Here is a 26,961-nt window from a genome sequence, read left to right on the forward strand (position 1 = left end):
GAGTGAGGGAAAAGTTGATGCTGCGCAACATATCATCCCATAATGATTGAAAGGTAACGACACCAGGCGTATCAAAAGAGACGGCAACTTTGCCATTCTTTAAGGAAACAGATATATGGCGGACAGAAGGCCTCTTAATCCAGGCGTAGTTGTTCCTAAACCCGGCGGTGGTACGCAGCCCCGTGATCGTAACAATGATGGTAGAGTTCGAGAGAAACGCTCGGATGCCGGGAAGCCACGCAAATAATGACAAGCCGCCTCAGGGCGGCTTAATCCGCCATACCGTGTTGTCTAACCGGTGCCTGTCGCACCAGTAGGCTCTGAACGTTTTGAGATAACAACACCTAACTTTGCAGATACGCATCGTCAGTTCAGTAATGAGCATCCAGAAGACATTCATAATTAGGTCGCCATGGATGTCGCTAAAAGCGCCGTTTGTCAATCAACGGAGAACAGGTCAGGCGCTCTATGTCATATATGCTATACGTGAATATTTCCTTATTTAGATCCTTTCATTACAATACGTTTAGTCAGTTTTTTGTATCTCGATTGAGGTAAGTAGTTATTTTCTTTATAGCAGACCAATACATACCCGCAAAGTTATCATCAATCACATCAACTGTAATAACCTCAACACCGAATGCTTCAAGCAGTCCTTTTTTCTCATCACTGATAGCATGAGTGTAAAAATATATTTTGTTATTAATTGTTGCTTCAGATAAAAAGCGAGCACGCTTATTTAGCACCCACCAGATGTCAGTCTCGCTATAGTCTAATGAAAATCCGATAATGTGTACATTGCTTGAGAAAAATAGATCCACCCATGATGTGAGACAAAATGAAGCATCTCTAAGTTTTTCTAACATAGGTTTAACAGAAACGTCAGCACCATTAATTTTATGCGAGTAGTTACCTTTGACATATGCATCGATTTTGCTCACTGAACCACAATAATGATCTAAACCAAGCATAATAGATTTGGGGTTGTCTATTTCACCGTGTATATTCCACAGGAATTTTGTATTATTCTGTGATTCATACATTCGTTTTCTTCTCAAGCTATAAATATCTTCTGAACTTAGCTTTACTGGCGAGATATCAAGCGCCTTTTCTAAGGCGTAATCATAATTAGTAGTAAGATAATGCTTGAAAGGTAGCGATGCTAACTCCTCAAGAACATCATTTGATCCTTGTTCTCGTAGTTCGTTAGCTATAACTTTTTTTATTTCAAGCTCATCTTTTTTTTCGCTTCTATCTGGTGCATGTTTTTCTAGATAGATTCGCTCATACACCATAGTGTTTGGCAACTGCCCGCTTTCGAACTTATTGATACCTTTTATGTTATCGAGTAAATTACTCCAGGTGACGTGATTTTCAGAAAGTCTGTTTATTCCATTACCAAAAAAAAGAGTGTTTGTCATATGTACCATTTGATTTTAACTCGTAAAATATATTGTTAATTTTATGTGCTAAAACTCATTCACGATCATTGTTGCTCATTTGTAGAGTGAAGAGATCGAGTGCTCGTTCGTAATTAATTATATGTTTTGCGTGTGGTGTCGCCTCGATGAACATCCGCATCTCCTGAGGAGAGAAAGAGAATTTCTTCGGCAGTTTAAGCCTCCTTTTTACTGTTCCATCCGCAGAATTACACTGACCACAAATTAGTGTTTCAGGATACCGAGGCTCTCCTAAGTTCATGTAATCATTAGAATGGTCGTGATGTTTGTGCAATGCAGCAACCCAATCCATAAAGGCGTCCGGCGTATTCGGGAACCGGAGGGTCCATCTCATGATCTGAAATTTGCTGCGTCCACATCCTGGGCAGATCCAGGTATCTCCCGTTGCTTTCCAGAGTTTATGATAATGGAGTCCTGTGTGGTTCAGATATTCTTCATATGTAGGCGTTTTTTTCATGAAAATTTCACGTGCTCCATTCTACGGCACTCCTGCAGTTAGGGTGCTATTGAGGATGGCTTAATCTGTATCAATAACCCACATGTGAAAACAATTATGACGACTCCAGAACCGTCCTAATTTATCATCTATTATGGCTATACACTCGATGACATTGAGCAAGACGGGCCTCTTTGCTACCAATTGAAACCCACAATACTATAAATTGCGGCTCTTCCTGGGCAAGGATTTGTCCCGGGTTAACGATACGCATCCAACTAGTCAGTGGTTTTTTACATAGGTAGCGAATAGGTATAGCAAAATTTTATGTCGGTTTCACTATAGCTATACAAATCGACCACTGAAACGATCGCGTCTGTATTGGACCTGCTTGCAAAGGCAGCTTCCCTTGCCAACAACCAAACCGTTTGCCCTGGAGGCAGCGCGGGTGTAAAACATGGCGCACTTTGAACCGCTATGTTTCGGAAACAGCCCCATCACTCCCGGCATATGTGCTCTTAGTAAAGCAAACCATATTTCCATCTGAAAAAATCGGTGTGCACATGCCTGAATGATTCGCTACCGAAAAATTCAAACGCGAATACCACGAAGTACATTAAGGAGCGCAGGCTCACGCTCAATAAGCCACAGCATTTTTAATGCAATACCTGAAGGTACGCGCCGCTGTTGTTCCCAGCTACGAACCAAATCGACACTGGTGCCCACAGCCTCAGCAAATTCTGCCTGCTTCATCCCCGCATGTTTGCGGATGGCCTTCACGTCCGGCAAGGGGTGACGGTGAACATTTTCAGCTGCAGGCTGGATCTGACCGCTTTCTATGGCCACCATTTCCTGCATACTGTTGATCAAAGCGTCAAAAAGTTTCTTTTCCATAAATTTATCCTCGTTACGGAGAGGCCTGCCATCGCAGGGTTACGACTATTTTAGTTGCTGCGCTAGTGCCTTCATCACAGCTTTTTCATTCTCGCTAAGATCGTCTTTAGCGTTCTTTGGATATATCAGCAACAGGTATAACCTGCCGCTGGCAAGGCGAAGGTAGTAAATAACCCTTACCCCACCCCGCTTTCCCATTCCAGGGCGACTCCAGCGGATCTTTCTGCATCCCCCGGTATGACTGATTGTGTCTCCACGATCATGAGCTTCCAGCAAATATGTCTGCAACTCCCGGAATTCATCATCATCCATGAGATCCTTACGCAACATACTGAAAGCGCTGGTTTCGATAAACTCCAGATAGTTCATTCCACAGGCCCCTTATGTTTTCTGAAGACAGAATACTCGTACTACGTACTACAAGCAATATGCGTTTAGTACCCTGTACGAAAAGAATCCGCCATACGGTGTTGTCTAATCGGTACCCGTCGCACCAAAAGACTCTAAACGTCTTGAGATAACAACACTTAACTTTGCAAGTACGCATCGCCAGTTCAGTAATTAGCGTCCTCCTGACGTTAATAATTAAGGTGCCATGGATGACGCTAACAACGCCGTATGTCAATCAACGGGAAACAGGTCAGGTGCATAAGGTTCTATATCTGCTGGCTGCGATGATACAATTCGGCAATCCAAGGTGAATGTTTACCCTTTTCATAGACCATGTGCAGCTCTTTTCGGGGACGGGTGACACCTACATAAAAGAGTCGACGGGCCTCGCGAAGGGCATTATCTGAAGCTAGATCTAGCTTACTCGGGAAGTCATATTTATTTACCCCAAACATTATGGCTACATCAAATTCTCGGCCTTTTGCACTATGAAGAGTGCTAAGGGTGATGCGTCCAGTTCCCTCTACTTTCCCAGCGAATATATCCAGAGCCACATCCAGTCCCCTAAGGGGATCGGTTCGTTTCAGTAACTCAGAGATGACATCCCATTCCTGCTGAGTGTTCTGTGAGATAGCCATCCAGCCGGTGATGATCTCATCATTTAAACGTCTCAGCCACTCGTGGGCACTTTCCGCTTTATCAATTCCGTTTCGTAAAACAATGATCAGCTGTACGGTCAGTAATTGTTCTTCAGCACGGCTTGCGCGGCGGCCATAAACAAGAAAGAGCGCCTGACTCAGTAAGAGGTTAAATGGTGGAGAGGCTTCTTTCCATCCCCCAGTTACCCACTGACTGCAGGCTTCGATGAAACGGGCAAGACGAGAATTGCGCTTAATGAGAGCATTACTGTCAGCACGTATTATGGCAATATTTCTGGCCTTGAACTCATCCGCAACTTTATCGCCAAGCCAGGCTGCCCGGTAAAGAACCCCGATGCGTTCAGGCTGAAACCCTCTTTCAAACAACGAGGGAGTTAGATCATCAGCGATAAAATGCGCCTGTGCGTCATAATCGCCTTTAATTCCATGGAATCCTAACTCTCCCTCAGGATTACCATCGCAGCCAATATAATCGCGGTCTTCTCCCAGCGCCCCTAGTGATGCCCTGATAATTTTCGCGCCAGATCGATAGTTGAAGCGAAGACGGAACGGTCTTACATCTGCCCGTGAAACAAGACTATCCAGTAGCCCTGGATTTGCACCATTAAATCCGTAAATGGACTGATCTGCATCACCTACCGCAAATAATCGAATTCCACCATTAAAGCACAGCAGCAGAACCAACTCATGAAGAGCGTGGCCCAGATCCTGGTATTCATCAACAAACAAAACAGGATAGCGCGACCGGATAGCACTACGTACCCATTCATGCTCGCTAATAATACGAAAAGCGATGAGTGGCATATCATCAAAGTCAATCAGTCCTAAACGCCTAAGTTCTGCCTCATAACCATCAATAAAATCTGCCAGCTCTGGATTGTTATTCCGCCAAGCCGGTAGGAGTCGGCTCACATCCCGGCGTCGTTTCTCTTCTGCAAATTTCCACCGAGCATGAGGATCTCCGACAGCTCCGAATCTAGCGCGGTAAGCCACTTCAACAGCTGCGCGAATCTCCTCTATTGTCGCCACACGAAAATCATCCGGCAGCAAACCGGGTATACATCGTGAATATGGGATTAAAACCTGATTTAATGCAAAGCTATGCACGGTACCAATAAAGTTCCGATCATCGCCAGTGACGTTAAAGCATGCCAGACGCCCTTCAAGTTCAGAAGCGCATTCATTGTTGTAAGTAATACAGGCCACGCCTCGGGGGTCAGGGACATCTTCAATCAGGGCACGTGCCATAGCAGTCGTCAGTGTTTTGGTTTTCCCGCTGCCTGGCCCAGCAATAACTACGCAGTGGCCGGGATATGTGGCCGCAGCGTACTGCTCTCTGTTCGGCAATAGCTCATTCAGAGCCTCTGAAAGTGCGCGCCGGTCAGACATTCGACACCACATACTGAATAGCTGAAGCAATATACCCCGGCGGCGCAAGCCCAGGTGCTTTTTGCTTCAGCTTGCCAGCCAATCGTCCTTTACCTATGTCAGATATCATCGCGAGAAGTTGCGTCGGGTCTGGAACCATACCGGCACGCCATGAAGCAATCCTTGATGAACGTAACACGCCAAATCCCTGTTCATCGAGGATATCCAGCAGCGCTTCTTTGAGGCCAGTCGTATTGGCCACGGCGACTTCAAACGTCTGATCGTTTAAAAAAATGCCTATCCTTTCAAATACAGGCTTACATGCTTCATAAGAACTGTTATTCAACCAAATAATATTAACAGGGAGCAGTTTTTTCAGTTTTCCCGATACCTCGCTAAATGCCTGCCAGATACCAATTGAACGTGTTTTACCCATCGGTTGTTTCGTGCCATCCAGTGGGTCCCAGTCGGTTACGACGGAAAAGGGTAGTCCGAGGCTGGCTGCCAGCTTCACGTATGGTTCAAAATTAACTCCCGCTACGTTACATACTGTAATCCCAAGCTGGTCGAGATTGATCCCCATGGCCTGTGCGAAACCCGGAAGTAAAACCTCCTCAGCATCGCCCTCAACAAAAATTACACCGTTAGCAAAAAGCAGTTCGGATCTGGTTGCTGTTAAATACCGTTCAATGTCGTCGAGTTCTTCACTGGTTACTGGCAGTTCAGCCAGGGAAAAAGCTCGCGATCGCCCTTCGGGATCCCTGCAAATGCGAACGATAGAACGAAGAGGAGCAATGGTTGCCAGTGTGGGAGAATGGCTCGTTACAATCAATGACTGATCTTTGTCGGCATTATGGAAGAGTTTGTCAAAAACAGCGCGCTGAAGCTGTGGGTGAAGGTGTGCTTCGGGTTCTTCAATACAAAGCAGGGAGAAATTACGTTCGTTTTTTTCACGTCGCCATGCAAACTCTGCTAGCTTGAGTGATATCAGAGCCACGTTCGCAGAACCTAGGCTAGCTTCAATAATGCCTCTCTTTCCATCATCAATGAACATAGAGATAGAACGCATCAATCTGAGCGGGTCAGCAGGTGCAAAACGGAGGCGGGCATCTAAATCGTGAGCAGTTCCAGCCAGGTCAAGAATACCATCGCGCAGAGAATCTTCGAGCTCCTTAATTGATGGGAACTTCTCCATGGTTTCCGTTGCTGTCTGAAGCTCAGTTGCTACGCGATCCAAATCGGCTCGGCTTAGTGAAGAGAATGCATCTTCCAATAAGGGACGTAGCGGGGAGTTTCGCCAGGAAGCAAGTTGTGCTTCTGCATCGCGTAACGCGTCCAGCATATCAATGGAGATCCGTCGCCTTACGCGTCCAGGAATGGTTCGCGATTCCTGACCTCCGCCAAAAACAATAAATTCGCAGTCCTCACCCGAACGTGGAGCCCCATCTACTTCTTCTTTTTTACGAAAAATGTAGCTCAACCTTGCTACGGTAGGATCCTCTGCTATATGAAAATCGGTCAACAGAGCTTCGAGGGAAGGGTCACTGTCGAAATCGGTAAATTCAAGGTGCACCTCAATTTGAGGGTTTGATTCAAGGCCACAGCCATCCCAGAAATCTGACAGCTTAAGCTGCCTGGCTGAATCAGGCAGAGTGGGATCAATAACCAGTCGAATTGCGAAAAGCAGATTACTTTTACCGACACGACTTTCCCCTAATAACACAACATTACCTGCAAGGGGAATATCAACCGCCTCAAAATTTCTGAAGTTGCGGATTCCGAGTTTTGATAAATACATAAAACTCCCTCTTAATGCATTACATAGACTTTGGAAAGGCGTCTTCTGGCAAAAAGTTCATAAAATTTAACAGCGAAGGCTCTGCGCAATTTTACTTTATTCTTTTCTTATCGTCGGCCGTTAATTGCAAGAGTTCAACACTTGCATTTAAAACTTACTGTAGTGGGAGCAGCTCACTACACCTGCTTTTGGCACAAAGCGTACAGCCTAAAACACCGTAAGGTCTGTTCAGAGCGATCTGCGGACATAGCTAAAAGCATTCAAAGGGGAGCAAGTCACAAGGCTGTCTAACCTTATACACAACTCAAAAAATAATGGCTCTGTCGCGTTAGACGCCACGCAATTTCGCCCTGTCAGGGAGTTAAATTTTTCCAGATGTCATAGCCGATATAAGCTAGCGTTGAGGTAGCAAACAGGGCAAAAATGATGACAACGTAGCGGAATCTACCCTGACTTGCGGCAATTTGCGCCTCCAGATAGCTCTTTTGCTGGCTCACTGCCTCGGTCAACGCCTGCTGGCTGGTTTGCAGAGACTCAATTGCCTGGGTTAGTGGGGTCAAATGCTGCACCAGTGCTGCCGGGACGTCGGAAGACAACGTTTCAAGGCTGCTTAATACTTGCCTCCGATCGCTTTCCTGCCGTTCCGCGAGCATGGTTCGCGTCGTTTGCACTCCTTGGCTCACGCCCTTGAGCTGCTGGTCAAGTTCGCTTATCGACTGCTTTATTTGCTGCTGGGCCTGCATGATACTTTCCAGCCGTTCAGCCAACCGCTGGTCACGCTCTCGCGTCGACTGTTGCTCGCTGGCATTCGCAGCGCAGGTTTCCTCCAGGAAGCGGTTAGCATTCAGCAGTTGCTGCAATAAGGCCTCAGCACTGTCGATACCCGTTTGCTGATACTGCTGTATTGCTGCCTGGACACTCTCATTTTGCTGGCCAAGAACATCCGACAGTTTTTCAAAGACCTCACCGGTCGCGGCTTTCAGCTGGCTATCATAGTGTGCCGATTGTTGGCTAAGCGCGGCACTAATATTCTGTTTTTTTTCTTCAACCTGCGTCGAAATAAAATCTCTCAGCTTACTTATCGCCCCAGGGACATCGTCGTCTTGCAGCTCACGTAACGATTTTTTCAGTGGATTAATGATTTCTTCGGTGTTTGCACCTACCGCGTTAATGGCATCATTGATTTCTTCAACCTTATCTTTGGTGTCCAGAACCTCTGTGTTGAGTTTTATTAACGAACTCTCAAGGGGATTGAGCGGCTCCTTGAGTATTTTTACCATTAACTCGGCGAGCGATTTTTCTTTATTTTTTATTTCACTGGTCACGTTCATGCCTTATCCAGAATACTTTTCAGTTAAATTCATTAAATCTTCCCGCTGATTTTTCAACGCAACGCAGGAGAAAACTTGTAATAACGCATCACAATCATCACGTTCCTGAAAGACTGAATCCAGACGCGTACTTAATGTTTTGAGATACTCTTCATCAAGAAAGTGAACAAACTGCTCGCAGCGGACAAGATCCTCTTGTGATTCAACGGCAATTTTCTTTAACTCGTCTTCCCACGATACGGCCTGTTCCTTAAGTGATATCTGTTTCTGAAGGGATTTATTCTGCTCTACCCGCAACTCCTCGAGAATTACCCCATCTTTGGTGAGTTCGCTTTTGTATTGATTATGGACGTTCTCTGCGGCAGCCATCCATTGTGAGGTCCACAACCGAATGACTTCCACTTTGGCATTATCAGCGGCATGGATGACACTGTTTTTATCCGATAAATAATTCGCAGAACTAAGATAGGTGTCGATCCAGTAGTCATTGAGCCTATAGCGAATAGCACTGAAGTTTTCATCAAGAATATCCTGAACCGCCTGTCTCGTAGGTTCAACTTTGTTGCGGGCCACTTTTTTCCAGTAGACCGTCTTATTTTTCACAACCAGCTGGATATTCTTAATTTTAGAGCAATAGTGGGCGATCATGCTATGTAAAGTGGTACATTTTTCGCTGCTGTAACTTCCCTTCAATTTAAAGTTTGCGGCCTCTTCCGCAGCTTTATCGATAAGCCGTCGGCTGACAGGTAAAGCGTTATCTTTTAATAACCTCTCCGTTTTTTTTAATTTCTGCTGCGTCTGAGTAATAGCGTTTTTCCAGACTGTCAGTTTATCTTTTGTCTCTTGTTGCTGTTTTTTTAGCCCCAGCAGTTCTCTTTCGATTGCCGCCGTTTTTTCATCCTGGATATATTTAACGCTGAGGTGAGTATCCAGGGTACTTCGCAGCCGTCCGAGTGGGCTTGTCGATGTTGCAATTTGTTCCAACAGTTCGCTACGCAAGCGGCTGACCATGGGGGCAACGCGGGCATAAAGGGCGGTATCGTTTTCGGCCGTACTCAGCCAACTGCTGCCAAACTCGAGCGGAAAGTAGAGGTTCCGCTCTTTCGCCGCGTCGCTCAGGTTGCTAAAGCGTTCAATTTGTTCAATAAGGCGCTGACGTAACTGCGCGATATCGAAAGCCGGATCGTTGCGAATCAGCGTCTTAACCGACTGCGCTGAGTAAGAATAGGTCGTCACGATACGAAACCGATGCGGCATCGCCTGCCAGTCCTCAATACCCGGCAGGGTGATAACCTGTGGCTGCAGGAAGCTCAAATCGTCGCCACGACCAATCAGCAGGACCAAATCAGCGAAGGGAAGATAGGTCTTCGCCATGTGATTTACATGCTTTTGCTCTTCCATATTGGCGGGATTATCACCAGGCAGATCCAGAATACGCACGCCGGGCGCTCCCGAAGTTTTTATCCTGAAAAAACGCCTCGGAATATGCACAATACAGGGAGAATCAACAACCAGTTCACCCCGTTCCATCTGCTTTCTGAGCTGCGCTAAGGTCTCTGTCATATCGTCGTCAGAGGCAAACCAGTGCGTTTTCGATTGCACAAACAATCCCCAGCGCTGGTCCGTTGAACGACGATATTCCATGGCGGTGGCGGTGGATGATTTTCCGGCTTCCCGCCCGCCGCGTAGCACGTGCGATAGCGTTGCCATCTGCTGCAGATCGATATCCATCAGATCGAGCAGTAAGGTTGTTTTGCCGACCTGCGTCTTACCAAATATGACCACGTACGGTTCGGCATCGCTTTCCTTAAGTTGTATCCTTTCCTGAACGTCATGACTTAATGTCTTAATCAGCCGATCGTAGGCGCGAAAAGCCCACTCCGACTGCCGTGACTCTAACCGCTGCCAATAATCAATAACTTTCCCGGACGTCATCTCACTCACCACGGCTGGTGATTAATACTTGCAGGCCCGTAGCCGATGAACCCAGCTCAGTGCGCAGGTCGTCGATAAGGGCATTCACATCGGCGATGGCTTTCGCGAGCCGATCCTTGCGCATCAGCATTTCGTCCATGTGATAACGCGCACGTAACGTTTCGCTAATCCGCTTACGCGCCGCGCTCATCGTGTCATCGAATTGATTGCGTAAATGCTCAATATGGTGGTCATGAACACTGGCAAGCATGACGTGTGCCTGGCTGCTCGCTTTTTTCTCAAAGGTACGCATTCGCGTTACTGCAGCCGCGGTCACGTAGGCCGCCGCCACAACAGCTGTTACCGCAACGGCAGCAGGATGCATCATCACCGGTGCGGGGGGAAGAGGTGAACCCGTCGGGTCAGCAGAAGGCTTATCCTGGCCAAAGAGCGCGCCGAGGATATCGGAATCGCCATCGCTGACAACGTCAATCGCCAGCACCGCGGCCAGTGATTTTATTGCGGTCTTGCCAAGATCAACCCCTGCGTTGAGAGTTTGAACCCCTTCTGCCGCGACGTTACCCGCGGATGTCTCGCCATCGTCCTGCTCAAGCGTGACGTAGGGCCGCAACTCTTTGCAAATCTCAGGCATGGCGTACACAAGGCGGGTGTACTCTAGCGAGAGCACCGGGATCAATTCCACGCTCTTCCTCAGCTGTTTATTCACCACTGGGGTGTTTTCCGCATTCGACGTGGCACCATGATTTAGCAACATTTTGATATTACTGATTTTTTCCGCATCCAGCTGTTCGTGTTGTACGGGCTGCCCGGCGCTATTCATATAGCCAAGTGCTACCAGCTTCTCCAGCTTCGGTGATGCAGGCAAGTTTGGGCGATCGTTGCCGTTTGGAATGGGCTTGAGTTTCGCCGCCGTCAATTGTTGCAGACTGTTCACATAGTCGTCGAAGAAATCAGCTGATGCGTCCTGCCATGAATCCTGAACCAGTTGCTGCAATTTGCCTTTTGTCTCACTGGTGGTATCAAATGCATTCGATATCCAGTTGGCAAATCCCTCATGCTCCTTGACCAGCCTGCGGTCCATATTAGCCTTCGCCGCCTCAAAAGTTTTAGCGATGCACATTTTTACCTTTTTGGTATGCTCCTCCCGCAGTTCCTGCACGGCAGTGTCAAACACTTCCAGAGCTTCGGTCAGCACCTGGCTGCCATCGTCCTGGCCGCCTTTGTCACTGTGGTAATACAGACGTGACTGGGTGCGGATCATATTCATGACGCGCGGCAGAGCCTTACTAACAATCCCAGTAAGGTGGGTTAACTGGAGATAACGGTTGGTTTGTCCGGAAAAGTTAAGGTCGTCAATGGCCCGACGAAGGTGCGGCATCCATTCTGTTACGTATTCCGGATCGTCGGTGCCGGTTAAAATAATGTTGTTATCGGCATATTCGGCAGCGACATTGAAGGTTTCGGCCGCGCTTTTTCTTAATTCAGCCTGACGTTGCGGATTGTGGCGAAACGCTTCTGTCTTGGAGATAACAATATAAGGTTTACAATTCTTAAGCTCTTTTTCCAGCATATCTTTGACGATTTCGAGCTGCTGCTGGTTTGCCAGTCGCGTCTCATCGGTCACGATAATACAACCGCCTGCCGCTATCATCGCCTGACGCATCAGTTCCTGCCACTCACGATTTTCACGCTCTTGTTTTTCATAACCAGGAAGCAGTAACCAGGCCTGGTTATTGCGGGTAAAATAACGCTGCGGTACCTTCAGTATCGGCAGTAAATCCCCGGCATCAGGATCGCAGACCGCGCGCTGAAACTCGTTGACGTCGACGCCGATATCATCCAGCGTCAAACCATTTCCAGTTTCGACCAGGCGGCGGACATAACCCTGCGCTACTTTAGTCTCACGACTCTCGAGGATCAGTACCGGCATTTTCTCGCCGCGTCCTTCATTACTGCGTAACCAGCCGCTATTGTCATGATGCAGGTTATACAGGCTCGCCATCAGCGTCGTTTTACCTGCCCCCTGCGAGCCACCTATCGCCACAATCCAGGTATCGGCGAGCACCTCAGCAAGCAGCAGTCGTCGCATGACCTCAAGTAATTTTTCATCAAGCTCCTCACCGTCCAGTGCGGAACAGGCCCCACGTAAACGACGCAAAGCATTATTCAGAGCCTTGAGCTGAATTTCAGGTGATTCCATCGGCATTTCTTATCCTCAGCAGGTCTTAATTTTCCATCCTTATCGGTCGGCCCGGAGCCTGGTAGGATAAGAACAACGGCGGTTGGTTTTGAAGTTGGAGTGAGTAACGCCCCTTTCAAAGAACCTTTTGGCCCAGCAGCATCCACGACAGTTTCGGAAAAGGTCACCGGTACAGCCGCCAGTCGTACAAATGTACACGCGCTTAAAAAAGCAATGGAGGCGGTAATATGTATCGGTGATGTTCCTGTAAAAATTAGTGCACCAGTCAATTTATATTAAAAATATGACCTGCTCTTCATGGATTAATACATCAGCGGCGTTAGTAAAGTCCGCTCCTGGCACACGTCAAAGGTCTCATCCACATAGTCAAATGCACCTAGAAGGGACCAGTCGCTCACAGGCTATAATTAGAAGCTTGTGTGTAGTCACTGTAGTTGCTTCAACGGATAAGCATTGGAGTTGCTGGAACCGTCGCTGTAGGCCTCAGTAATAATGATTTTTTTACCCTCAACAGCATATCTGACCGTGCTGTCTGCCGGATCATCCCGCCAGCGACCGGTACTGTCAGGGTTGTCAGATGCCCACATCACTTGATTGCCGATAAGTTTGCACTTGATGGCCCAGCGGGTGCCATCGTTCTGTCGGATATAATGTACGTAAGCAATACCTGACTCGACTTTGTCCAGCTGCATGATTTTGTGGTCACGACCGAACATTGCCGCAGAAGCAGCCTTGCAAACCTGACCCACCGTCACTTCAGAAGCCTGCACCGGAGCAGCAAACACGAGCGGAACAAAAAGCAGCAGTTTCTTCATATGGATCCATCCCTTTTAGTTATGTTCATGAATAACGCTTATCGTATATTTCGGCAACCTGAAGCATTTCTTGACGAATATTTAGCATTAGGATGACAGGACTGACTAATAAAATCCCTGACGCAATCTCAAGCACTCCCTGACGGTTAGCCCTGCTCCTGCTGTACATCCTCAGCGAGGTACGCGAATAAAACATCTGGCATGAGACCCGTTTTTTCTACCATCGCCAGCACGGACTGCGTTGAAGCCTCGGAGATGACCTTCATCGCCTCATCACGAATTTCGACATACGCTGGGTCTTCACGGGGCACGAAAGGCTCAAGGAGGTGGGCAATGGCTTTACCATTAACAGACAGGCTGAACGTGCCAGTGGCACGATCCACATTCCAGATGTAGATGAGCGGCCATAAACCCAGATCGTCGCATTCGGCCTCACTGCGGATCCCCGGCAGGTACACGGGCATAGACAGCTTTTCATCACTCAGCGTCAACGCGATAAACTGTTTTGCCGTCAGTCGGGAACCCTGCCCGGGCTCAGCGTCAGTTTTTTTCTTTTTAAAGAATCCGAACATGCCTTTTCCTTATAAGTGATGAGTAAGAGAGGCAATCAGCAATCTCGTAATGCTAAACATTCTGTGCTACCAGTCACTAAAATAGCTCCAGCCTCTGTCTTTTGCGATACCTCTCTTCTCTCCGGTACTTTTACACATTTAATACCCTCTATAACAAGCGCGGGTTAACGTTTTCTCTTGTCAGATAACCCATTGAGACTCAGAAAATTGATGCCGCGTCCATTGGTAATGAATCTACTGACAAAAAGTGTCATCCATTAGTAACACTTGCGCTAAATGACGTGCCTTTAGTGGTCTATCGCGAATACTGGTGAAACACTATTTATACTTCTTATTGACCTTAATCGGCGACTCTTGCGCATCGTATTTACCTACAATACCTTCTAGCGTTAGTCTCTCGAGCAGTGCCAGATCTGCAGGAGTATTTGGAATTCGGGGTTTGTCATAACCAACGTTCGTCAAGCTAGGGTAATCCCCATCAAGTAATCGCAGCATAGAAAACAGCTGTTGGCGGCTAATCGATTCCAGGTGCGGTTGTAAGAGAGGGATAACCAGCTCCGCCACCATCCCCTCCTCTGCCATCTTCTGAACTACTGACAGATCACAGGCATAACCATGGTGTGTTACATATTTTGCCAGTTGATTAAGACCAGCAAAATCTGCTAATCCTACGTATAATGTTGCGTCATCTACTATTTTTGATTTTATCGATGCATTGATAACATCGCTGGCCAAAATCTCTGCCAAGTCAGCGCAGACAAGTTCAGGCGCCATATATTTTTCAAAATCCGCTGACTCACTAATGAATGCCTGCCGGGTCGGCCAGTCAGTCCCAGCAAGATGTTCGTATGATTCCGAGTCATCCTTAATGAGGTTGTGCCTGAGCAATAGCGCGAAAAGATCCCCTACTTCCGCGAAAACATTACTGATATCAAGGTAATTCTCAAGGTTTAAACTGTTCACCAGCTCTACCCGCAGAGATGCAGGAGAAAGATATTCTCTGGCTGCGAGGATTGCTGTCGCCAGGGACGTCTTTTGTTCTTCTTCCGCTGCTTCAGCCTCAATAATCGTGCCGCATGAAGAAAGCACATGGGACAGGTGCGCATCGACAGCACCAAAGACTGCAAGATAGCGACTGACATTATTAAATGTTGCGGGGAACCGGCAAAGTTCAGCGAGTGGCTGCCAGGCAGCCTCTGACACCTGCGTAAGATCTCTTACATGACAATCAGTATGAGCATGCCGAATTACGTCATTAAGATGAGATGCATCCTGAGCAAGCACCTCTTCGATTATGGTGATAAAAGAATCGGGGACATCAATTGTAAAAGATTTGCCTTCAATGGCCTTAAGATACGTGCCCAGATTTGTAAGAACGTAGCTAAAGACTGTCTTACTCGCAGTGTTTATTTTGTCCAGCGCGACACTTTTTGCACTATCAATAGCAGTTAACAGATTCTCATAGGTGATCTCATAAATACTTTGGGACTGGAAAGCCTGACAAACCTGTCTACCCAGAGGCTGCAAACGAGGCACTATAATATGTGCTTCTTTGAAAAGCGTTCCAATGCGTTCTGCCTGAGACATAGAAATGGCATCTGAGGTAAGGGCAGTGAGCTCAGCGTAATGAGTTAAGAGGTACATAGATGAAACTGAATCAGTCCGTTGTTTAAGTTTTGGAAGATGAGTCAGGGCAATATCTACAAACTCCAAGCGGGAGACGTCATCCAGAGCCGTCTGGTTCACCACATAAGGAATGATCTCTGGAAACCTATTAGTTAACCTCTCAATAAAACGGGGTCGCTGTCGCCCCGAAGAAAGGTATGCTTGTATGAACTTTTCTGCATTCTCTCTGAAATCTAATAACGAATGAACCATAATGTCAGCTAAGTTGATATCTTTAACAAGTAGGCGGTCCAGAATATCGATATTGTACAAGGCTGACTCTTTCAGAGCTTCTTTGCCTCGCTCACGAACGATGGCATCAACATCCTTAGTTGATAATTTGAAATAAACATCCATCAGGTCACGTTCAACATGATGAATAATGAAGTTTGTGGCAGTCGGGCTCACACGCGTGCCATGAAACGTTGACGTGTAAAGGGTAAAATTACGGTTAATGTATCCTGCGCGAACCAGTTGGTAGGCCATACCTGACTTCAACAGAGACCGTGCAATTAACTCAAGAGGTTGATCATTATTTTCATACGTCACCAGAAACTCCGGGCGTTTAATAAGATCATTGAGATCTGCGCTTCGCAGAAATTGGATATCGGAACTTTTTACTTGAACGTTATTTTTGAGAGATTCGCGTTCTGCCTCGCTCCATAACTCCGCATCCAAAGGATCCCCAAGGGCATCAGCAAGGTTATCTCGAGTAAAATCCATAGTATAGTTATACCGATTACGAACCTGTAATACGGTATCACCGTCAGCTAATGCCAAGTCTTGCCAGAAAGACTCTCCTTTGAGATCGTCTTCAGAAAATCCCTGCCCATTGAAAATATAAGTAGCGGACTGTAACTGGAAATTAACTGCTTTTGCTGTTCTCTTGACATGGGCAAGTAGTCTCTCACCTAATTGTTCGCATTCTAAGGCCACACCATTGATATGTTGCAGCTTCCTACGAATAGTGTTGCGTTCATCCTCAAGCTTTTTGATGTTGCTGGCCACCAACTCACGGCTGATTTTATATAATTCATCGAGTTTGCTCTTGCCTATCCTGATTGTCTCAAAATCGGTAAGGTGGGTATTTTTATAGAGCATCATCGCAAACAAATCGGTTTTATTAAGATTGAGCTGTTCTCCATCACCAGAAAAAATTCTGTCATGAAAAACTATATACTCGTTGCGAATATTTTTGAGCAACCTCATATCCGGGACATACTGAGATGCCAGGTCGATAAGTTCAGATGATATCTGGTTCTTCATGTTCCCAAGCTGTTTCAGCACGAGATTACGTGCACTTCTGTGAGTAATGAAGGGAACAACCGGGATGATGAGGTCGAAGAACTTTGTCCGGTTCGCACGAACCACCTCAGCGAGCGCTGGGTCGCCGTTTTCAAGTATCGCCTTTTCAATCTTACGCCCTTCCTCATTCAGGGCAATATTGTCGAAGATACTGTCTTTGACGGCATAAATGAAACAGACCGGCCTTTTGATCTGAGGCGATGCATTGAGTAATGTATTCAGTGCACGTAGCGTTTCAAATATGTGCGAATCGTTAAAACGGTCAATATCCTCAAAAATGACGATATTGCGATCAGAAACTTCAAAAAAATACACGATCTCATCTAAATACTGGTCGAAGTACGATACCGAATTGTCATCGAGTGTGACCGTCGCGGCACCAGCTGAAAATTGCTTAATATGAAGCTTACCGTAGAACCGCCAGCGAATCAGAAAGGCAATACCTGATGCCACACTAAAGGTCCCTGCATGTATCCAGGCACCAAGAGCTTTCAAGGAAGGGATCGCTGATACAATTTGGGTCGTCCATCCCGACAAGAGAAAAATGACAGCGACAGCGAATCCCAGCAAGCAAGCCGACACTGTTTCCCATTGCCATCGAAACCGCTCAATTCGTTTAAAGCGAGAGCCCGGTGTTTTACTCGGTTCTTCGCGGTAAAGCAGTTGTTTAACGATTTCCTGCTGAATGCGGTTCGTTGGCGTCGTTGCCTGCTTTGGTACCGATTCGTCCAGCTTTGATACTTCAATAGGTGACAGGGTTGATAAAGAAATTTCGACTACATGATCTTCCTTTCTTCGAGCAACTTCTTGCAAGATGCTACTCTTACCCACTCCGTAGTTACCCGAAAGAGCGATGTTACGGATCTGCTTATCAGCAAGAGCAGCTTCAATTGCCAGAACATACCCAACATGTTCTTCCTCGATATACTCCGGTGTAAGCGATACGAGTCTCGAGTTCTCATCAACATCAATAGGCTGATTTTCGATCATATGGATCTATTCTCTCCCTGTAAAAAATAGTGTTGTACTACTTTTTCGATACACAGCACTATCATAGCGCGTCGTCAACAATGATTCATTGCAGTTCATTTCATTCCGGCATAAAAATATTGCCCCATAAAGGACTTTTATTCATCAAAAAGGGACGAATATTTGATTGATGTCATTTACGTTCTGACTCCAAAATTTCTTCTACAGATACCATCCATAGACAAAGGAGTTGAGTCAATGAGACAATAAAATGGATACAACAACCTATTCCATTTAAATCATTGTTGGCGTAAACGCCTGCTGTCAGATTCTGCCAGGTAGTAATCCTCACCTCACTCATGGTGATTCACCACTGCTCCCATACCACCTTTTTCACCTGATAAAACACCCTCTGGCAGACTGACCAGAACGCTGGCCATACGGACGATGAGCGGGATACAGGGTTGTCCTTCAGGATTTGCCGCACATCACCGGAAATGCTTTCTCGCTCCACGATGGCGGGCACTGCAGTGCTGTCCGCCGCGACAGGCGGAACCTCAAGCTCCAGCGAAAGCTGATTGTCCGCAGGAATGTTCTCGCCCTCTGCTGCTGTCTCATCCTGGCGTTTAATCCCCTGCGCTTCGAGCCACGAGATATACAGCTGCCAGGCATGACGAGAGCGTTCCCGCCACACGTCAAAGGCCTCATCCACATAGTCAAATGCGCCCATATCTCTTCTTGATGCCAGCTAATTCAGTCATCCATCCATTTCATATGGCAACTTTGAGCGAGGAGCGGATGTTCACAACTGTCATCGCCATTGATAATGCTCAGCTCATCTTCCCGTGTGTTAACCGACAGAGAGCAGGTCAGTTATTCCACAGTGGTATATCCAGGAGTGAAGGGAGAGGGAACGGTTCAGGATTTTGTTTGATGATGCCGCGCCGCAGTATTATAGTGTTGTATCCCACGGGTGTTAAGTCATGCCCGAGTTAATTACTAACAAAAGGAATATCGATTGTTTAATATGATAATGGAAAGTCATAATACTGACTGGATAATGGTTGAGGGCGACCGGGGGAGTTCAAATTTCCCGCTATCTCGTTTTCTTGAATCAACACCTTCAGATATTTCGCAGAAAATAGTCCCTGTTACAGACGACTCACTGAAAATACTGGAGGAAACATATGTATTATTTATCAGCGAACTTCACAGTAGACAAATAGAGGAATCGGAAGAATATTTTGATTACATTGATATCAAAATCGGGAAAATACATAGATTAAGCCTTTCCAATAAAATGGTGCATTACGAGTTTACATTACTTCAAGATTACGGCGAAAGAAATGTGTGTAGTGAAAGTAAGCTTAGCGAAGCTTTAGATGTCGATATTAACAACTTCGGACTTACCAGAACTCATTGGTCCATAAAGAATAAAAACCTTCGTGAAGTTTTAGATAAAGTAAATGAATCTCTTGAGCTACCAATAGATATCCCTCTCGCCCTAGTGATTACAAACACCAAGTTAGATACGATTGGGAGTACAAGAAAGAATGAAGAAAGCATAGACAATCTCCAGGATTATATTAAGTTAATTCTGGAAATTGAATCCAGTGATGAAGAAGAAACATTTTATCGTGGACATTCAAATCACGAATACCGGCTCGAGCCTTCTATTTTGAGGAAGGATAAGAAGACAGGCGAATACACGCATTATTTTAACGAAAGAAATTTAAACAGTGAAATGCTAACCGTTCAACCCGGCGAGTTTTCATCAGATAAATACATGTTGGATAAGTTAGTGAGGATGCAGCATTTCGGGCTTCCTACCAGACTGCTAGATTTGACTTACAACCCCCTAGTCGCTCTGTATTTTGCATGCTCTTCAATAAAGAAAGATAAAGATGGAAAGGAAATAGATGGTGAGGTCATCATTCTAAAAACTAATAAATCACAGGTTAAATTTTTTGATTCTGATACGGTCAGCTGCATTACGAACTTATCAAATCTGAGTAAAGAGCAGAAGAATGAGTTGACCAAGGCTATTGATATATCGAAGGATAAGGTTAAAGCTCACTACATCGGCCGAGAAAAAACCGACACTTATCGTGAGGACGTTATAGACAAATTTAATGAGATAGGAGTCTGTGGTCATCTTCTTCATTGTATTAAAGATGAGAAGCCTTACTTTAAAGATATAATAAACCCATTAGATTTAGGAAGGATATTATTTGTACGCGGTAAAATTTCGAATACGCGCATTGCATCCCAGTCGGGTGCATTTTTACTTTTCGGAATGGATGCTGCATTACAGGAATCTGGGGACAGTGAGGTTTCCGTGAGGAGGATACCTGTAACCAACAAAAAACACATTATGGAACAATTGAGCATCCTTAATATACACGCCAGCACAATTTACCCGAGTCTTGAAAAATCTGCCGAAGAGATCAAAAACAAGTACCATATGAAATAATTAATTTAAGTCGGAGCGGTCTGTCTGATTTATTATTATGATTTTTGTAGGAACATGACAGAAATAATAATAATTACGAGTGTGAACATGATCAAACCTACAACCAATGAAATTTATGACTTCCTTAATGAAGTATCTGGATTAGTGGTTCATTTTTCAGGGTGTCCAAAAGGTATAGGGCGTGGAAGAGGTCTTTATTACCCCGATGATTTAAATAAAATAATCAAGGGTGAAGTGCATGGCGGAATATCATGTTCATTAATTATACCAGGAGATAATTACTGTTTTTTCTCGGATGAAACCAAAGCTATCGGGGCTATTGGTGTCATCGTCGGCTTTGATGAGGATGGGTTAGTAGCAGTATCGTCTAAAGATTGTGGAAGTTATACAGATGATGATTACATCCGACATACTGATAAAAAAGATATAAGGATAGAAGATCTTAGAAATTCTTTGACTGAACGTCAAACTTACAACGAATGGATCATCCAACAAAATAAAATACTCGGTATATTTGTATTTAATACTACAGACGTTCCTGTTACCGGATATGAGAAAATTGAAGGGTGTGATGAATGTGAAAATGTAATCATGTATCCACAATTTGATGAAATAAAAGTTACATTCTTAAGTTTGAAAATATATACATTTTTAAATGGGAGTATTGTACAGCTAGACCGCGACACCGGAGAGTTTATTAAGATAAATCAGGAAAAAATTTATCGTTAACTGCGGCATTCTAGTAATTACGAGGATTTTCTTCAAGTTCGAAGACGGTATTGTTCCACTGTCGTTAGCAGGTATTGTTACATTATTCTGCCCGAATCGGGCTGGGCCGGTGAACGTGGCCCGCCTGACGGAGGAGCAGTGTGATTTGTTGTTCACGCACAGAAAAACCTCACACTGATGGTGTTCGGCTCGGTCAGTAGCATATTTTAAGATGCTTCCGTGCAGCCCGTTCATAAGGTCAGAAAACTCACGCTGCTATATCAACCGGTCAGTCATTTTAGTTCCTTTTGATGAATGAATTTCGCTATCCATTATATCGGTAACGTCCGGCTCAGCATAGTGCGCCTGTGCGTCAGAATACATAGTTTATGCATAATAGGCGTTTTACCGAATACTCGCAAAAAGGGAGAAAAAGCCACCTCGCGGTGGTATTAAAGCAAAGTACAATCGCTAGTGTCCGCTCCTGGCACTAAGCAGACAGTCAGACGCAAATGTAAATCATTACAAAAATTACTGGGGTTGAACTCCTCCAAAAAGGAGGAGCCTAGCTTTAGATTTCACGCTACCTACTAATAAAGGACCAATATAAGGTTCGTATCATAAGGCCATGATTATCTTATATTTTCCAATGTTATCAATATAATCCGCATACCACTGCATCATCTCCCTACGCCCTTCCAAATATAACGCATGGTTATACGTCCCACGAATCGCATTCTTATCGACATGCGCAAGTTGGGTTTCAATCCATGCCGTATTGAACCCTTCTTCATGCAAAATCGTACTCATCGTGTGCCGAAAACCATGTCCAGTAACCTTTCCCGTATACCCAATCCGTTTGAATACCTGATTAATACTCGCTTCACTCATCGTCTTGCGGGGATCATTACGCCCTGGGAACACAAGAGGATATTGCCCAGACATCACTTTGAGTTGCTGTACGATTTCCAGCGCTTGGGTAGAGAGGGGCACCAGGTGAGGCCGTTTCATCTTCATACGCTCTGCAGGTATTTCCCACACCGCTTTTTCAAGATCAAACTCACTCCAGAAAGCACCTCGAAGCTCACCGGTACGAACTCCCGTAAGGATCAGCAAACGTGCGGCAAGAACAACTAACGGGCTCCCTGTATAGCCAGAGAGAGCTTTAAAGAAGTCTGGTAACTCCTCAACGGTAAGGAAGGGATAATGCTTCGATTCATGCCCTGACATAGCACTGGTTAGATCCGCTGCAGGATTGTATTCCGCACGGCCGGTAACTATGGCGTAACGAAAGACTTCACTGCAGCGCTGGCGAACCTTCTTGGCCTTCTCTGTCGCGCCACGGCTTTCCATTCGACGCAGCACATTCAGCAGAACCAGCGGTTTAATTTCATTTACCGGCTGCTGGCCGATATAGGGAAAAATATCTTTATTGAATGCTTCGATGATATCGGAGGCATAGCCTTCTGACCATCGGCTCACCTTCGTTCCGTGCCATTCAAGCGCAACTGCCTGAAACGTATTATTGAGCTGCACATCGCGAACCAGTTTTTCTTCTTTCTTGGCAAAGGATGGATCGATACCCTCGGCCAGCTTTTTCTTGGCTTCATCACGCAGTGCCCTCGCTTGTGCAAGAGACACTGCTGGATAAACACCAAAAGCCATACGCTTCTCTTTTCCATTGAAGCGATATTTCATTCGCCAGTATCGAGAACCAGAGGGAACGACTTCAAGATACAAACCAGCACCATCTGCCAGCTTGTAGGCCTTCTCTCTGGGTTTAGCGGCGTCTACCTGTCGTGCATTTAGCTTCATTGGGGGCATCTCCCTGGACCGAACACAGAATGCCCCCACTTATGCCCCCAACTGTAACTTGATTCCGGTTGAGTCCAGTTGATAAAAGGAGATAAAATACGGGCCATAAACCGCAGTATACGGGCTTTAAGTTGATTTCGGTAGACTTGAGAAGAGTTTGAAATGGTGCCGATAATAGGAGTCGAACCTACGACCTTCGCATTACGAATGCGCTGCTCTACCAACTGAGCTATATCGGCCCTGAAAGGCCGGTTACGAGCGTAACCACGGGGCAAAAGAGTAGATCTAACCGGGTGATGCGTCAATGCCCTTTTGAATCAAACGGCTATTTTTGCATCACCCGTGATTATTTACCCACGGATCGTATCATCACCGAAGCCGATCCACTTGTAGGTGGTCAGCGCTTCAAGCCCCATCGGACCCCGGGCGTGCAGCTTCTGAGTGCTCACAGCCACCTCCGCGCCCAGACCAAACTGGCCGCCATCGGTGAAGCGCGTCGAGGCATTCACGTAAACCGCAGACGAATCCACTTCATTCACAAAACGATCGGCATTGCGCAGGGTGCGCGTCAGGATCGCGTCAGAATGCTGGGTTCCGTGTTCACGAATGTGCGCAATAGCGTCATCGAGATCCGCAACCACCTTCACGTTCAGATCCAGCGACAAATACTCATCGTCGTACTGCTCCGCGTTAACCGGAACGACCTTCGCCGGACCGTCTTTCAGCAGGGCGAGAGACTTCTCGTCCGCATGCAGCGTGACGCCACTTTCCGCCATCTGCTTGCTCAGCGCTGGCAGGAAGGTACTGGCGATGCCCTGATGCACCAGCAGCGTTTCTACCGTATTACAGGTGCTTGGACGCTGTGTTTTAGCGTTGACGATAATCTTCAGCGCAGGTTCTACCTCCGCGGTGTCATCCACCACGATATGGCATACGCCAATACCACCGGTGATCACCGGAATGGTAGATTGCTCACGGCACAGCTTGTGCAAGCCCGCGCCGCCGCGTGGGATGAGCATGTCGATGTATTTGTCCATGCGCAGCATCTCGTTGACCAGCGCACGGTCGGGGCTTTCAATCGCCTGCACGGCACCCGCCGGTAAACCACACTCCTCCAGCGCCTGCTGAATGACGTTTACCGTCGCGGCGTTGGTGCGCCAGGTCTCCTTCCCGCCACGCAGGATCGCGGCATTACCGGTCTTCAGGCACAGGGAGGCGACATCCACCGTCACGTTTGGACGCGCTTCGTAAATCACCCCAATGACGCCAAGCGGCACGCGGCGACGCTCAAGGCGTAATCCGCTGTCGAGCACCCCACCGTCAATCACCTGCCCTACCGGGTCGGCGAGGTTGCACACCTGACGGACGTCGTCGGCAATACCTTTCAGACGCGCCGGGGTCAGCGCCAGACGATCGAGCATCGCTTCACTCAAGCCGTTGCGACGCGCTTCCAGCAGATCCTGCTCGTTGGCGAGCAAAATTTCCTGCGACTGAGATTCCAGATAATCAGCGATTTTTTCCAGCACGCGATTTTTCTCGCGGCTGGAAAGGAGCGCCAGTTTATAAGAGGCGGCTTTCGCGGCTGCGCCCATTTGTTCCAGCATGTTCTGGCTCCTTAACGAATAATCATGTCGTCACGATGCACGGCAACCGGGCCATATTCATAGCCCAGGATGGCGTCGATCTGCTGGGAATGGTGACCAGCAATCCGACGCAGCGCGTCGCTGTTATAACGACTTACGCCATGAGCGATGTCGCGACCTTCAAGATTACGGATTCGGATCACTTCACCACGCGAGAAGTTGCCTGTCACGCTTTTAATTCCTTTTGGAAGTAACGAGCTTCCTCTTTCCAGAATAGCGGCGGTCGCGCCTTCATCCACGGTCAGTTCGCCAGCCGGGGGCGCACCAAAGATCCAGCGTTTTCGGTTTTCCAGCGGGGACGCCTGGGCGTGGAAGCGAGTGCCCACAGAGATGCCTTCCATCACATCACCGATCACGCCCGGACGGCTGCCCGCGGCGATGATGGTGTCGATACCGGCCCGGCACGCCACGTCCGCGGCCTGTAACTTGGTGCCCATGCCGCCGGTCCCCAGACCAGAAACGCTGTCACCCGCAATGGCACGCAGCGCATCGTCAATGCCGTGAACGTCTTTGATCAGTTCAGCCTGTGGATTAGAGCGCGGGTCAGCGGTAAACAGCCCCTGCTGATCGGTCAGAAGCAGCAGCTTATCGGCCCCTGCCAGGATCGCCGCCAGCGCAGAGAGGTTATCGTTGTCGCCCACTTTGATTTCAGCGGTGGCAACAGCGTCGTTTTCGTTAATGACCGGAACGATATGGTTATCCAGCAGGGCACGCAGCGTATCGCGGGCGTTCAGGAAACGTTCTCTGTCTTCCATATCCGCACGCGTCAGCAGCATCTGCCCGACGTGAATGCCGTAGATGGAGAACAGTTGTTCCCAGAGCTGTATGAGTCGGCTTTGTCCCACGGCGGCCAGCAGCTGTTTGGAGGCGATCGTCGCGGGGAGTTCGGGGTAGCCCAGGTGTTCACGCCCGGCGGCAATCGCCCCGGAAGTCACAATCACAATACGATGCCCTGCGGCATGCAACTGAGCGCACTGACGTACAAGCTCAACGATATGGGCACGATTCAGGCGGCGCGATCCGCCTGTTAACACACTGGTACCGAGTTTTACCACCAGCGTCTGGCTGTCACTCATGATTCTCTGCCGTTCAACAATAAGGGAAAATGATGTCAGTCAGACGTTTTAACAGGTGTCAGCTCCGTTGCCAACTGCCTTAGCGTATGACCCGTCACTTTGTTGCGCGGGATCAGGAAGCGTAGCGGCAGATTTTGACAATTTTATTACCGAAAAATTAAAACATACTTTTTTAGACATATTCTTACTTTGTCATAAAACTTTCACCCACGAACGATAAAACCCTTCCTGTTTTTCACGGGGTAATAAGTCGAATCTTATTACTCAGCGAATATTAGCGCGTTTTTATAAAATCAGGATTGAAAATGAAAAAGAGCACTCTGGCATTAGTGGTAATGGGCGTAGTTGCTTCCGCATCTGTTCAGGCAGCAGAAGTTTATAATAAAAACGGGAATAAACTGGACGTGTACGGCAAAGTAAAAGCAATGCACTACATCAGTGATGATGACGCTAAGGATGGTGACCAGACTTACGTTCGTTTCGGCTTTAAGGGTGAAACGCAGATTAACGATCAGCTGACGGGCTACGGACGTTGGGAAGCTGAGTTCGCAGGTAACAAAGCTGAGAGCGACTCTTCTCAAAAAACACGTCTGGCATTTGCCGGGCTGAAACTGAAAGACTTCGGCTCACTGGATTACGGCCGTAACCTGGGCGCGCTGTATGACGTCGCCGCATACACCGATATGTTCCCGGAGTTCGGCGGTGACGGCCTGGCGCAGACCGATAACTTCATGACGAAACGCGCCTCCGGTCTGGCCACATACCGTAATACCGATTTCTTTGGCCTGGTTGACGGCCTGAACATGACCCTGCAATACCAGGGCAAAAATGAAAACCGCGACGTGAAGAAGCAAAACGGTGACGGCTTCGGTACCTCCCTGAGCTATGACTTCGGCGGCAGCGATTTTTCTGTGATTGGTGCGTATGCCAGCTCCGATCGCACTAACGATCAAAACCTTCAGGCACGCGGCGAAGGTAAAAAAGCAGAAGGCTGGGCAACCGGTTTGAAATATGATGCCAACGATATTTATCTGGCCACTATCTATTCCGAAACCCGCAATATGGCCCCTATTTCCGGTGGCTTTGCAAATAAAGCGCAAAACTTCGAAGTGGTCGCGCAATATCAATTTGACTTTGGTCTGCGTCCATCTCTGGGTTACGTGCAGTCTAAAGGCAAAGATATCGAAGGTATCGGCGATGAAGATATCGTGAAATACATCGACGTAGGTGCGACATATTATTTCAACAAAAATATGTCTGCGTTTGTTGATTATAAGATCAACCAGATCGATGACGATAATAAACTGGGCGTAAGCAGCGATGATATCGTTGCGCTGGGCATGACCTACCAGTTCTGATGTTGTGGTAATAAAAAACCGGCGCTGAGCCGGTTTTTTTGTGCCCGGTGACGCTATGCTTACCGGGCGTACGGGATAGTAAATTTTTCAT

19 protein-coding genes and 1 tRNA gene are annotated in these 26,961 nt (G+C 47.0%); 3 read left to right on the forward strand and 17 right to left on the reverse strand.

What is annotated here, in order from left to right; genetic code table 11:
- Positions 1 to 530 precede the first annotated feature (530 nt).
- The 13 genes from SK58_RS19365 to SK58_RS19425 form a co-directional block, all read right to left on the reverse strand.
- Positions 531 to 1,421, reverse strand: a complete 891-nt coding sequence (locus SK58_RS19365) for an SIR2 family protein (protein WP_048220339.1) — start codon at positions 1,419 to 1,421, stop codon at positions 531 to 533.
- 55 nt (positions 1,422 to 1,476) lie between these two features.
- A complete protein-coding gene (locus SK58_RS23145; protein ID WP_213812603.1) occupies positions 1,477 to 1,917 on the reverse strand; it encodes a hypothetical protein in 441 nt (146 codons plus the stop codon).
- Positions 1,918 to 2,487: 570 nt separating this feature from the next.
- A complete protein-coding gene (gene nadS / locus SK58_RS19375) occupies positions 2,488 to 2,790 on the reverse strand; it encodes a NadS family protein (RefSeq protein WP_048220340.1) in 303 nt (100 codons plus the stop codon).
- Between the two features lie 45 nt (positions 2,791 to 2,835).
- Positions 2,836 to 3,159: a type II toxin-antitoxin system RelE/ParE family toxin gene (locus tag SK58_RS19380; protein ID WP_048220341.1), complete on the reverse strand. Its 324-nt coding sequence runs from the start codon at positions 3,157 to 3,159 to the stop codon at positions 2,836 to 2,838.
- 287 nt (positions 3,160 to 3,446) lie between these two features.
- Complete coding sequence (locus SK58_RS19385) at positions 3,447 to 5,240, reverse strand: ATP-dependent helicase (protein WP_048220342.1); 1,794 nt, start codon at positions 5,238 to 5,240, stop codon at positions 3,447 to 3,449.
- Positions 5,221 to 7,005 (reverse strand): ATP-dependent nuclease, encoded by a 1,785-nt coding sequence (locus SK58_RS19390; RefSeq protein WP_048220343.1) that lies wholly within the window; start codon positions 7,003 to 7,005, stop codon positions 5,221 to 5,223. The genes SK58_RS19385 and SK58_RS19390 overlap by 20 nt, the downstream gene beginning before the upstream one ends.
- Before the next feature lie 353 nt (positions 7,006 to 7,358).
- Positions 7,359 to 8,336 (reverse strand): coiled-coil domain-containing protein, encoded by a 978-nt coding sequence (locus SK58_RS19395; RefSeq protein ID WP_048220344.1) that lies wholly within the window; start codon positions 8,334 to 8,336, stop codon positions 7,359 to 7,361.
- Positions 8,337 to 8,339: 3 nt separating this feature from the next.
- Entirely contained in the window at positions 8,340 to 10,271 is a 1,932-nt protein-coding gene (locus SK58_RS19400; protein ID WP_048220345.1) for a hypothetical protein, read from the reverse strand.
- 1 nt (position 10,272) lies between these two features.
- Complete coding sequence (locus SK58_RS19405; RefSeq protein ID WP_219810762.1) at positions 10,273 to 12,471, reverse strand: hypothetical protein; 2,199 nt, start codon at positions 12,469 to 12,471, stop codon at positions 10,273 to 10,275.
- A gap of 425 nt (positions 12,472 to 12,896) precedes the next feature.
- Entirely contained in the window at positions 12,897 to 13,286 is a 390-nt protein-coding gene (locus SK58_RS19410; protein ID WP_048220347.1) for a hypothetical protein, read from the reverse strand.
- A 146-nt stretch (positions 13,287 to 13,432) separates the two neighbouring features.
- Positions 13,433 to 13,858 (reverse strand): hypothetical protein, encoded by a 426-nt coding sequence (locus tag SK58_RS19415; RefSeq protein ID WP_048220348.1) that lies wholly within the window; start codon positions 13,856 to 13,858, stop codon positions 13,433 to 13,435.
- A gap of 318 nt (positions 13,859 to 14,176) precedes the next feature.
- Positions 14,177 to 17,818, reverse strand: coding sequence for a YobI family P-loop NTPase (locus SK58_RS19420; RefSeq protein ID WP_048220349.1), 3,642 nt, complete (start codon positions 17,816 to 17,818; stop codon positions 14,177 to 14,179).
- 346 nt (positions 17,819 to 18,164) lie between these two features.
- On the reverse strand, positions 18,165 to 18,527 hold the full coding sequence (locus SK58_RS19425) for a hypothetical protein (RefSeq protein ID WP_255353786.1): 363 nt from the start codon (positions 18,525 to 18,527) through the stop codon (positions 18,165 to 18,167).
- Positions 18,528 to 18,824: 297 nt separating this feature from the next.
- Between SK58_RS19425 and SK58_RS19430 the strand changes: the two genes are divergently transcribed.
- The gene (locus tag SK58_RS19430; protein ID WP_048220447.1) at positions 18,825 to 20,270 is read left to right on the forward strand and encodes an FRG domain-containing protein; all 1,446 of its coding nucleotides are present in this window, start codon (positions 18,825 to 18,827) and stop codon (positions 20,268 to 20,270) included.
- A gap of 87 nt (positions 20,271 to 20,357) precedes the next feature.
- Positions 20,358 to 20,999 carry a hypothetical protein gene (locus SK58_RS23000; protein WP_048220350.1) on the forward strand — a complete coding sequence of 214 codons (642 nt, stop codon included), beginning with the start codon at positions 20,358 to 20,360 and terminating at the stop codon, positions 20,997 to 20,999.
- Positions 21,000 to 21,596: 597 nt separating this feature from the next.
- Here SK58_RS23000 and SK58_RS19440 read toward each other — a convergent pair.
- The 4 genes from SK58_RS19440 to proB all read right to left on the reverse strand — a co-directional run bounded on the left by SK58_RS19440 (position 21,597) and on the right by proB (position 25,512).
- Positions 21,597 to 22,793, reverse strand: a complete 1,197-nt coding sequence (locus tag SK58_RS19440; protein ID WP_048220351.1) for a tyrosine-type recombinase/integrase — start codon at positions 22,791 to 22,793, stop codon at positions 21,597 to 21,599.
- Between the two features lie 163 nt (positions 22,794 to 22,956).
- Positions 22,957 to 23,032 (reverse strand) — tRNA-Thr (locus tag SK58_RS19445).
- A gap of 111 nt (positions 23,033 to 23,143) precedes the next feature.
- Entirely contained in the window at positions 23,144 to 24,397 is a 1,254-nt protein-coding gene (gene proA, locus SK58_RS19450) for a glutamate-5-semialdehyde dehydrogenase (RefSeq protein WP_045339014.1), read from the reverse strand.
- 11 nt (positions 24,398 to 24,408) lie between these two features.
- Positions 24,409 to 25,512 carry a glutamate 5-kinase gene (proB, locus tag SK58_RS19455; protein ID WP_015571369.1) on the reverse strand — a complete coding sequence of 368 codons (1,104 nt, stop codon included), beginning with the start codon at positions 25,510 to 25,512 and terminating at the stop codon, positions 24,409 to 24,411.
- Between the two features lie 305 nt (positions 25,513 to 25,817).
- Here proB and phoE point away from each other — a divergent pair, with 305 nt between their 5' ends.
- A complete protein-coding gene (gene phoE, locus SK58_RS19460; RefSeq protein ID WP_017383128.1) occupies positions 25,818 to 26,870 on the forward strand; it encodes a phosphoporin PhoE in 1,053 nt (350 codons plus the stop codon).
- Positions 26,871 to 26,961 lie beyond the last annotated feature (91 nt).

Origin of the sequence: Enterobacter sp. BIDMC93 (genome assembly GCF_001037805.1) — a bacterium.
Lineage (GTDB): Bacteria > Pseudomonadota > Gammaproteobacteria > Enterobacterales > Enterobacteriaceae > Enterobacter > Enterobacter hormaechei_C.

Bases quoted from the DNA above. Each gene is read 5' to 3' on its own strand.
- SK58_RS19385 (WP_048220342.1), bottom strand. From the start codon at position 5,240: ATGTGGTGTCGAATGTCTGACCGGCGCGCACTTTCAGAGGCTCTGAAT.
- nadS (WP_048220340.1), bottom strand. From the start codon at position 2,790: ATGGAAAAGAAACTTTTTGACGCTTTGATCAACAGTATGCAGGAAATG.
- SK58_RS19395 (WP_048220344.1), bottom strand. From the start codon at position 8,336: ATGAACGTGACCAGTGAAATAAAAAATAAAGAAAAATCGCTCGCCGAG.
- SK58_RS19400 (WP_048220345.1), bottom strand. From the start codon at position 10,271: ATGACGTCCGGGAAAGTTATTGATTATTGGCAGCGGTTAGAGTCACGG.
- phoE (WP_017383128.1), top strand. From the start codon at position 25,818: ATGAAAAAGAGCACTCTGGCATTAGTGGTAATGGGCGTAGTTGCTTCC.
- SK58_RS23000 (WP_048220350.1), top strand. From the start codon at position 20,358: ATGATCAAACCTACAACCAATGAAATTTATGACTTCCTTAATGAAGTA.
- SK58_RS19440 (WP_048220351.1), bottom strand. From the start codon at position 22,793: ATGAAGCTAAATGCACGACAGGTAGACGCCGCTAAACCCAGAGAGAAG.
- SK58_RS19405 (WP_219810762.1), bottom strand. From the start codon at position 12,471: ATGGAATCACCTGAAATTCAGCTCAAGGCTCTGAATAATGCTTTGCGT.
- SK58_RS23145 (WP_213812603.1), bottom strand. From the start codon at position 1,917: ATGAAAAAAACGCCTACATATGAAGAATATCTGAACCACACAGGACTC.
- SK58_RS19430 (WP_048220447.1), top strand. From the start codon at position 18,825: ATGATAATGGAAAGTCATAATACTGACTGGATAATGGTTGAGGGCGAC.
- proB (WP_015571369.1), bottom strand. From the start codon at position 25,512: ATGAGTGACAGCCAGACGCTGGTGGTAAAACTCGGTACCAGTGTGTTA.
- SK58_RS19415 (WP_048220348.1), bottom strand. From the start codon at position 13,858: ATGTTCGGATTCTTTAAAAAGAAAAAAACTGACGCTGAGCCCGGGCAG.
- SK58_RS19380 (WP_048220341.1), bottom strand. From the start codon at position 3,159: ATGAACTATCTGGAGTTTATCGAAACCAGCGCTTTCAGTATGTTGCGT.
- SK58_RS19420 (WP_048220349.1), bottom strand. From the start codon at position 17,818: ATGATCGAAAATCAGCCTATTGATGTTGATGAGAACTCGAGACTCGTA.
- SK58_RS19410 (WP_048220347.1), bottom strand. From the start codon at position 13,286: ATGAAGAAACTGCTGCTTTTTGTTCCGCTCGTGTTTGCTGCTCCGGTG.
- SK58_RS19365 (WP_048220339.1), bottom strand. From the start codon at position 1,421: ATGACAAACACTCTTTTTTTTGGTAATGGAATAAACAGACTTTCTGAA.
- proA (WP_045339014.1), bottom strand. From the start codon at position 24,397: ATGCTGGAACAAATGGGCGCAGCCGCGAAAGCCGCCTCTTATAAACTG.
- SK58_RS19425 (WP_255353786.1), bottom strand. From the start codon at position 18,527: ATGGGCGCATTTGACTATGTGGATGAGGCCTTTGACGTGTGGCGGGAA.
- SK58_RS19390 (WP_048220343.1), bottom strand. From the start codon at position 7,005: ATGTATTTATCAAAACTCGGAATCCGCAACTTCAGAAATTTTGAGGCG.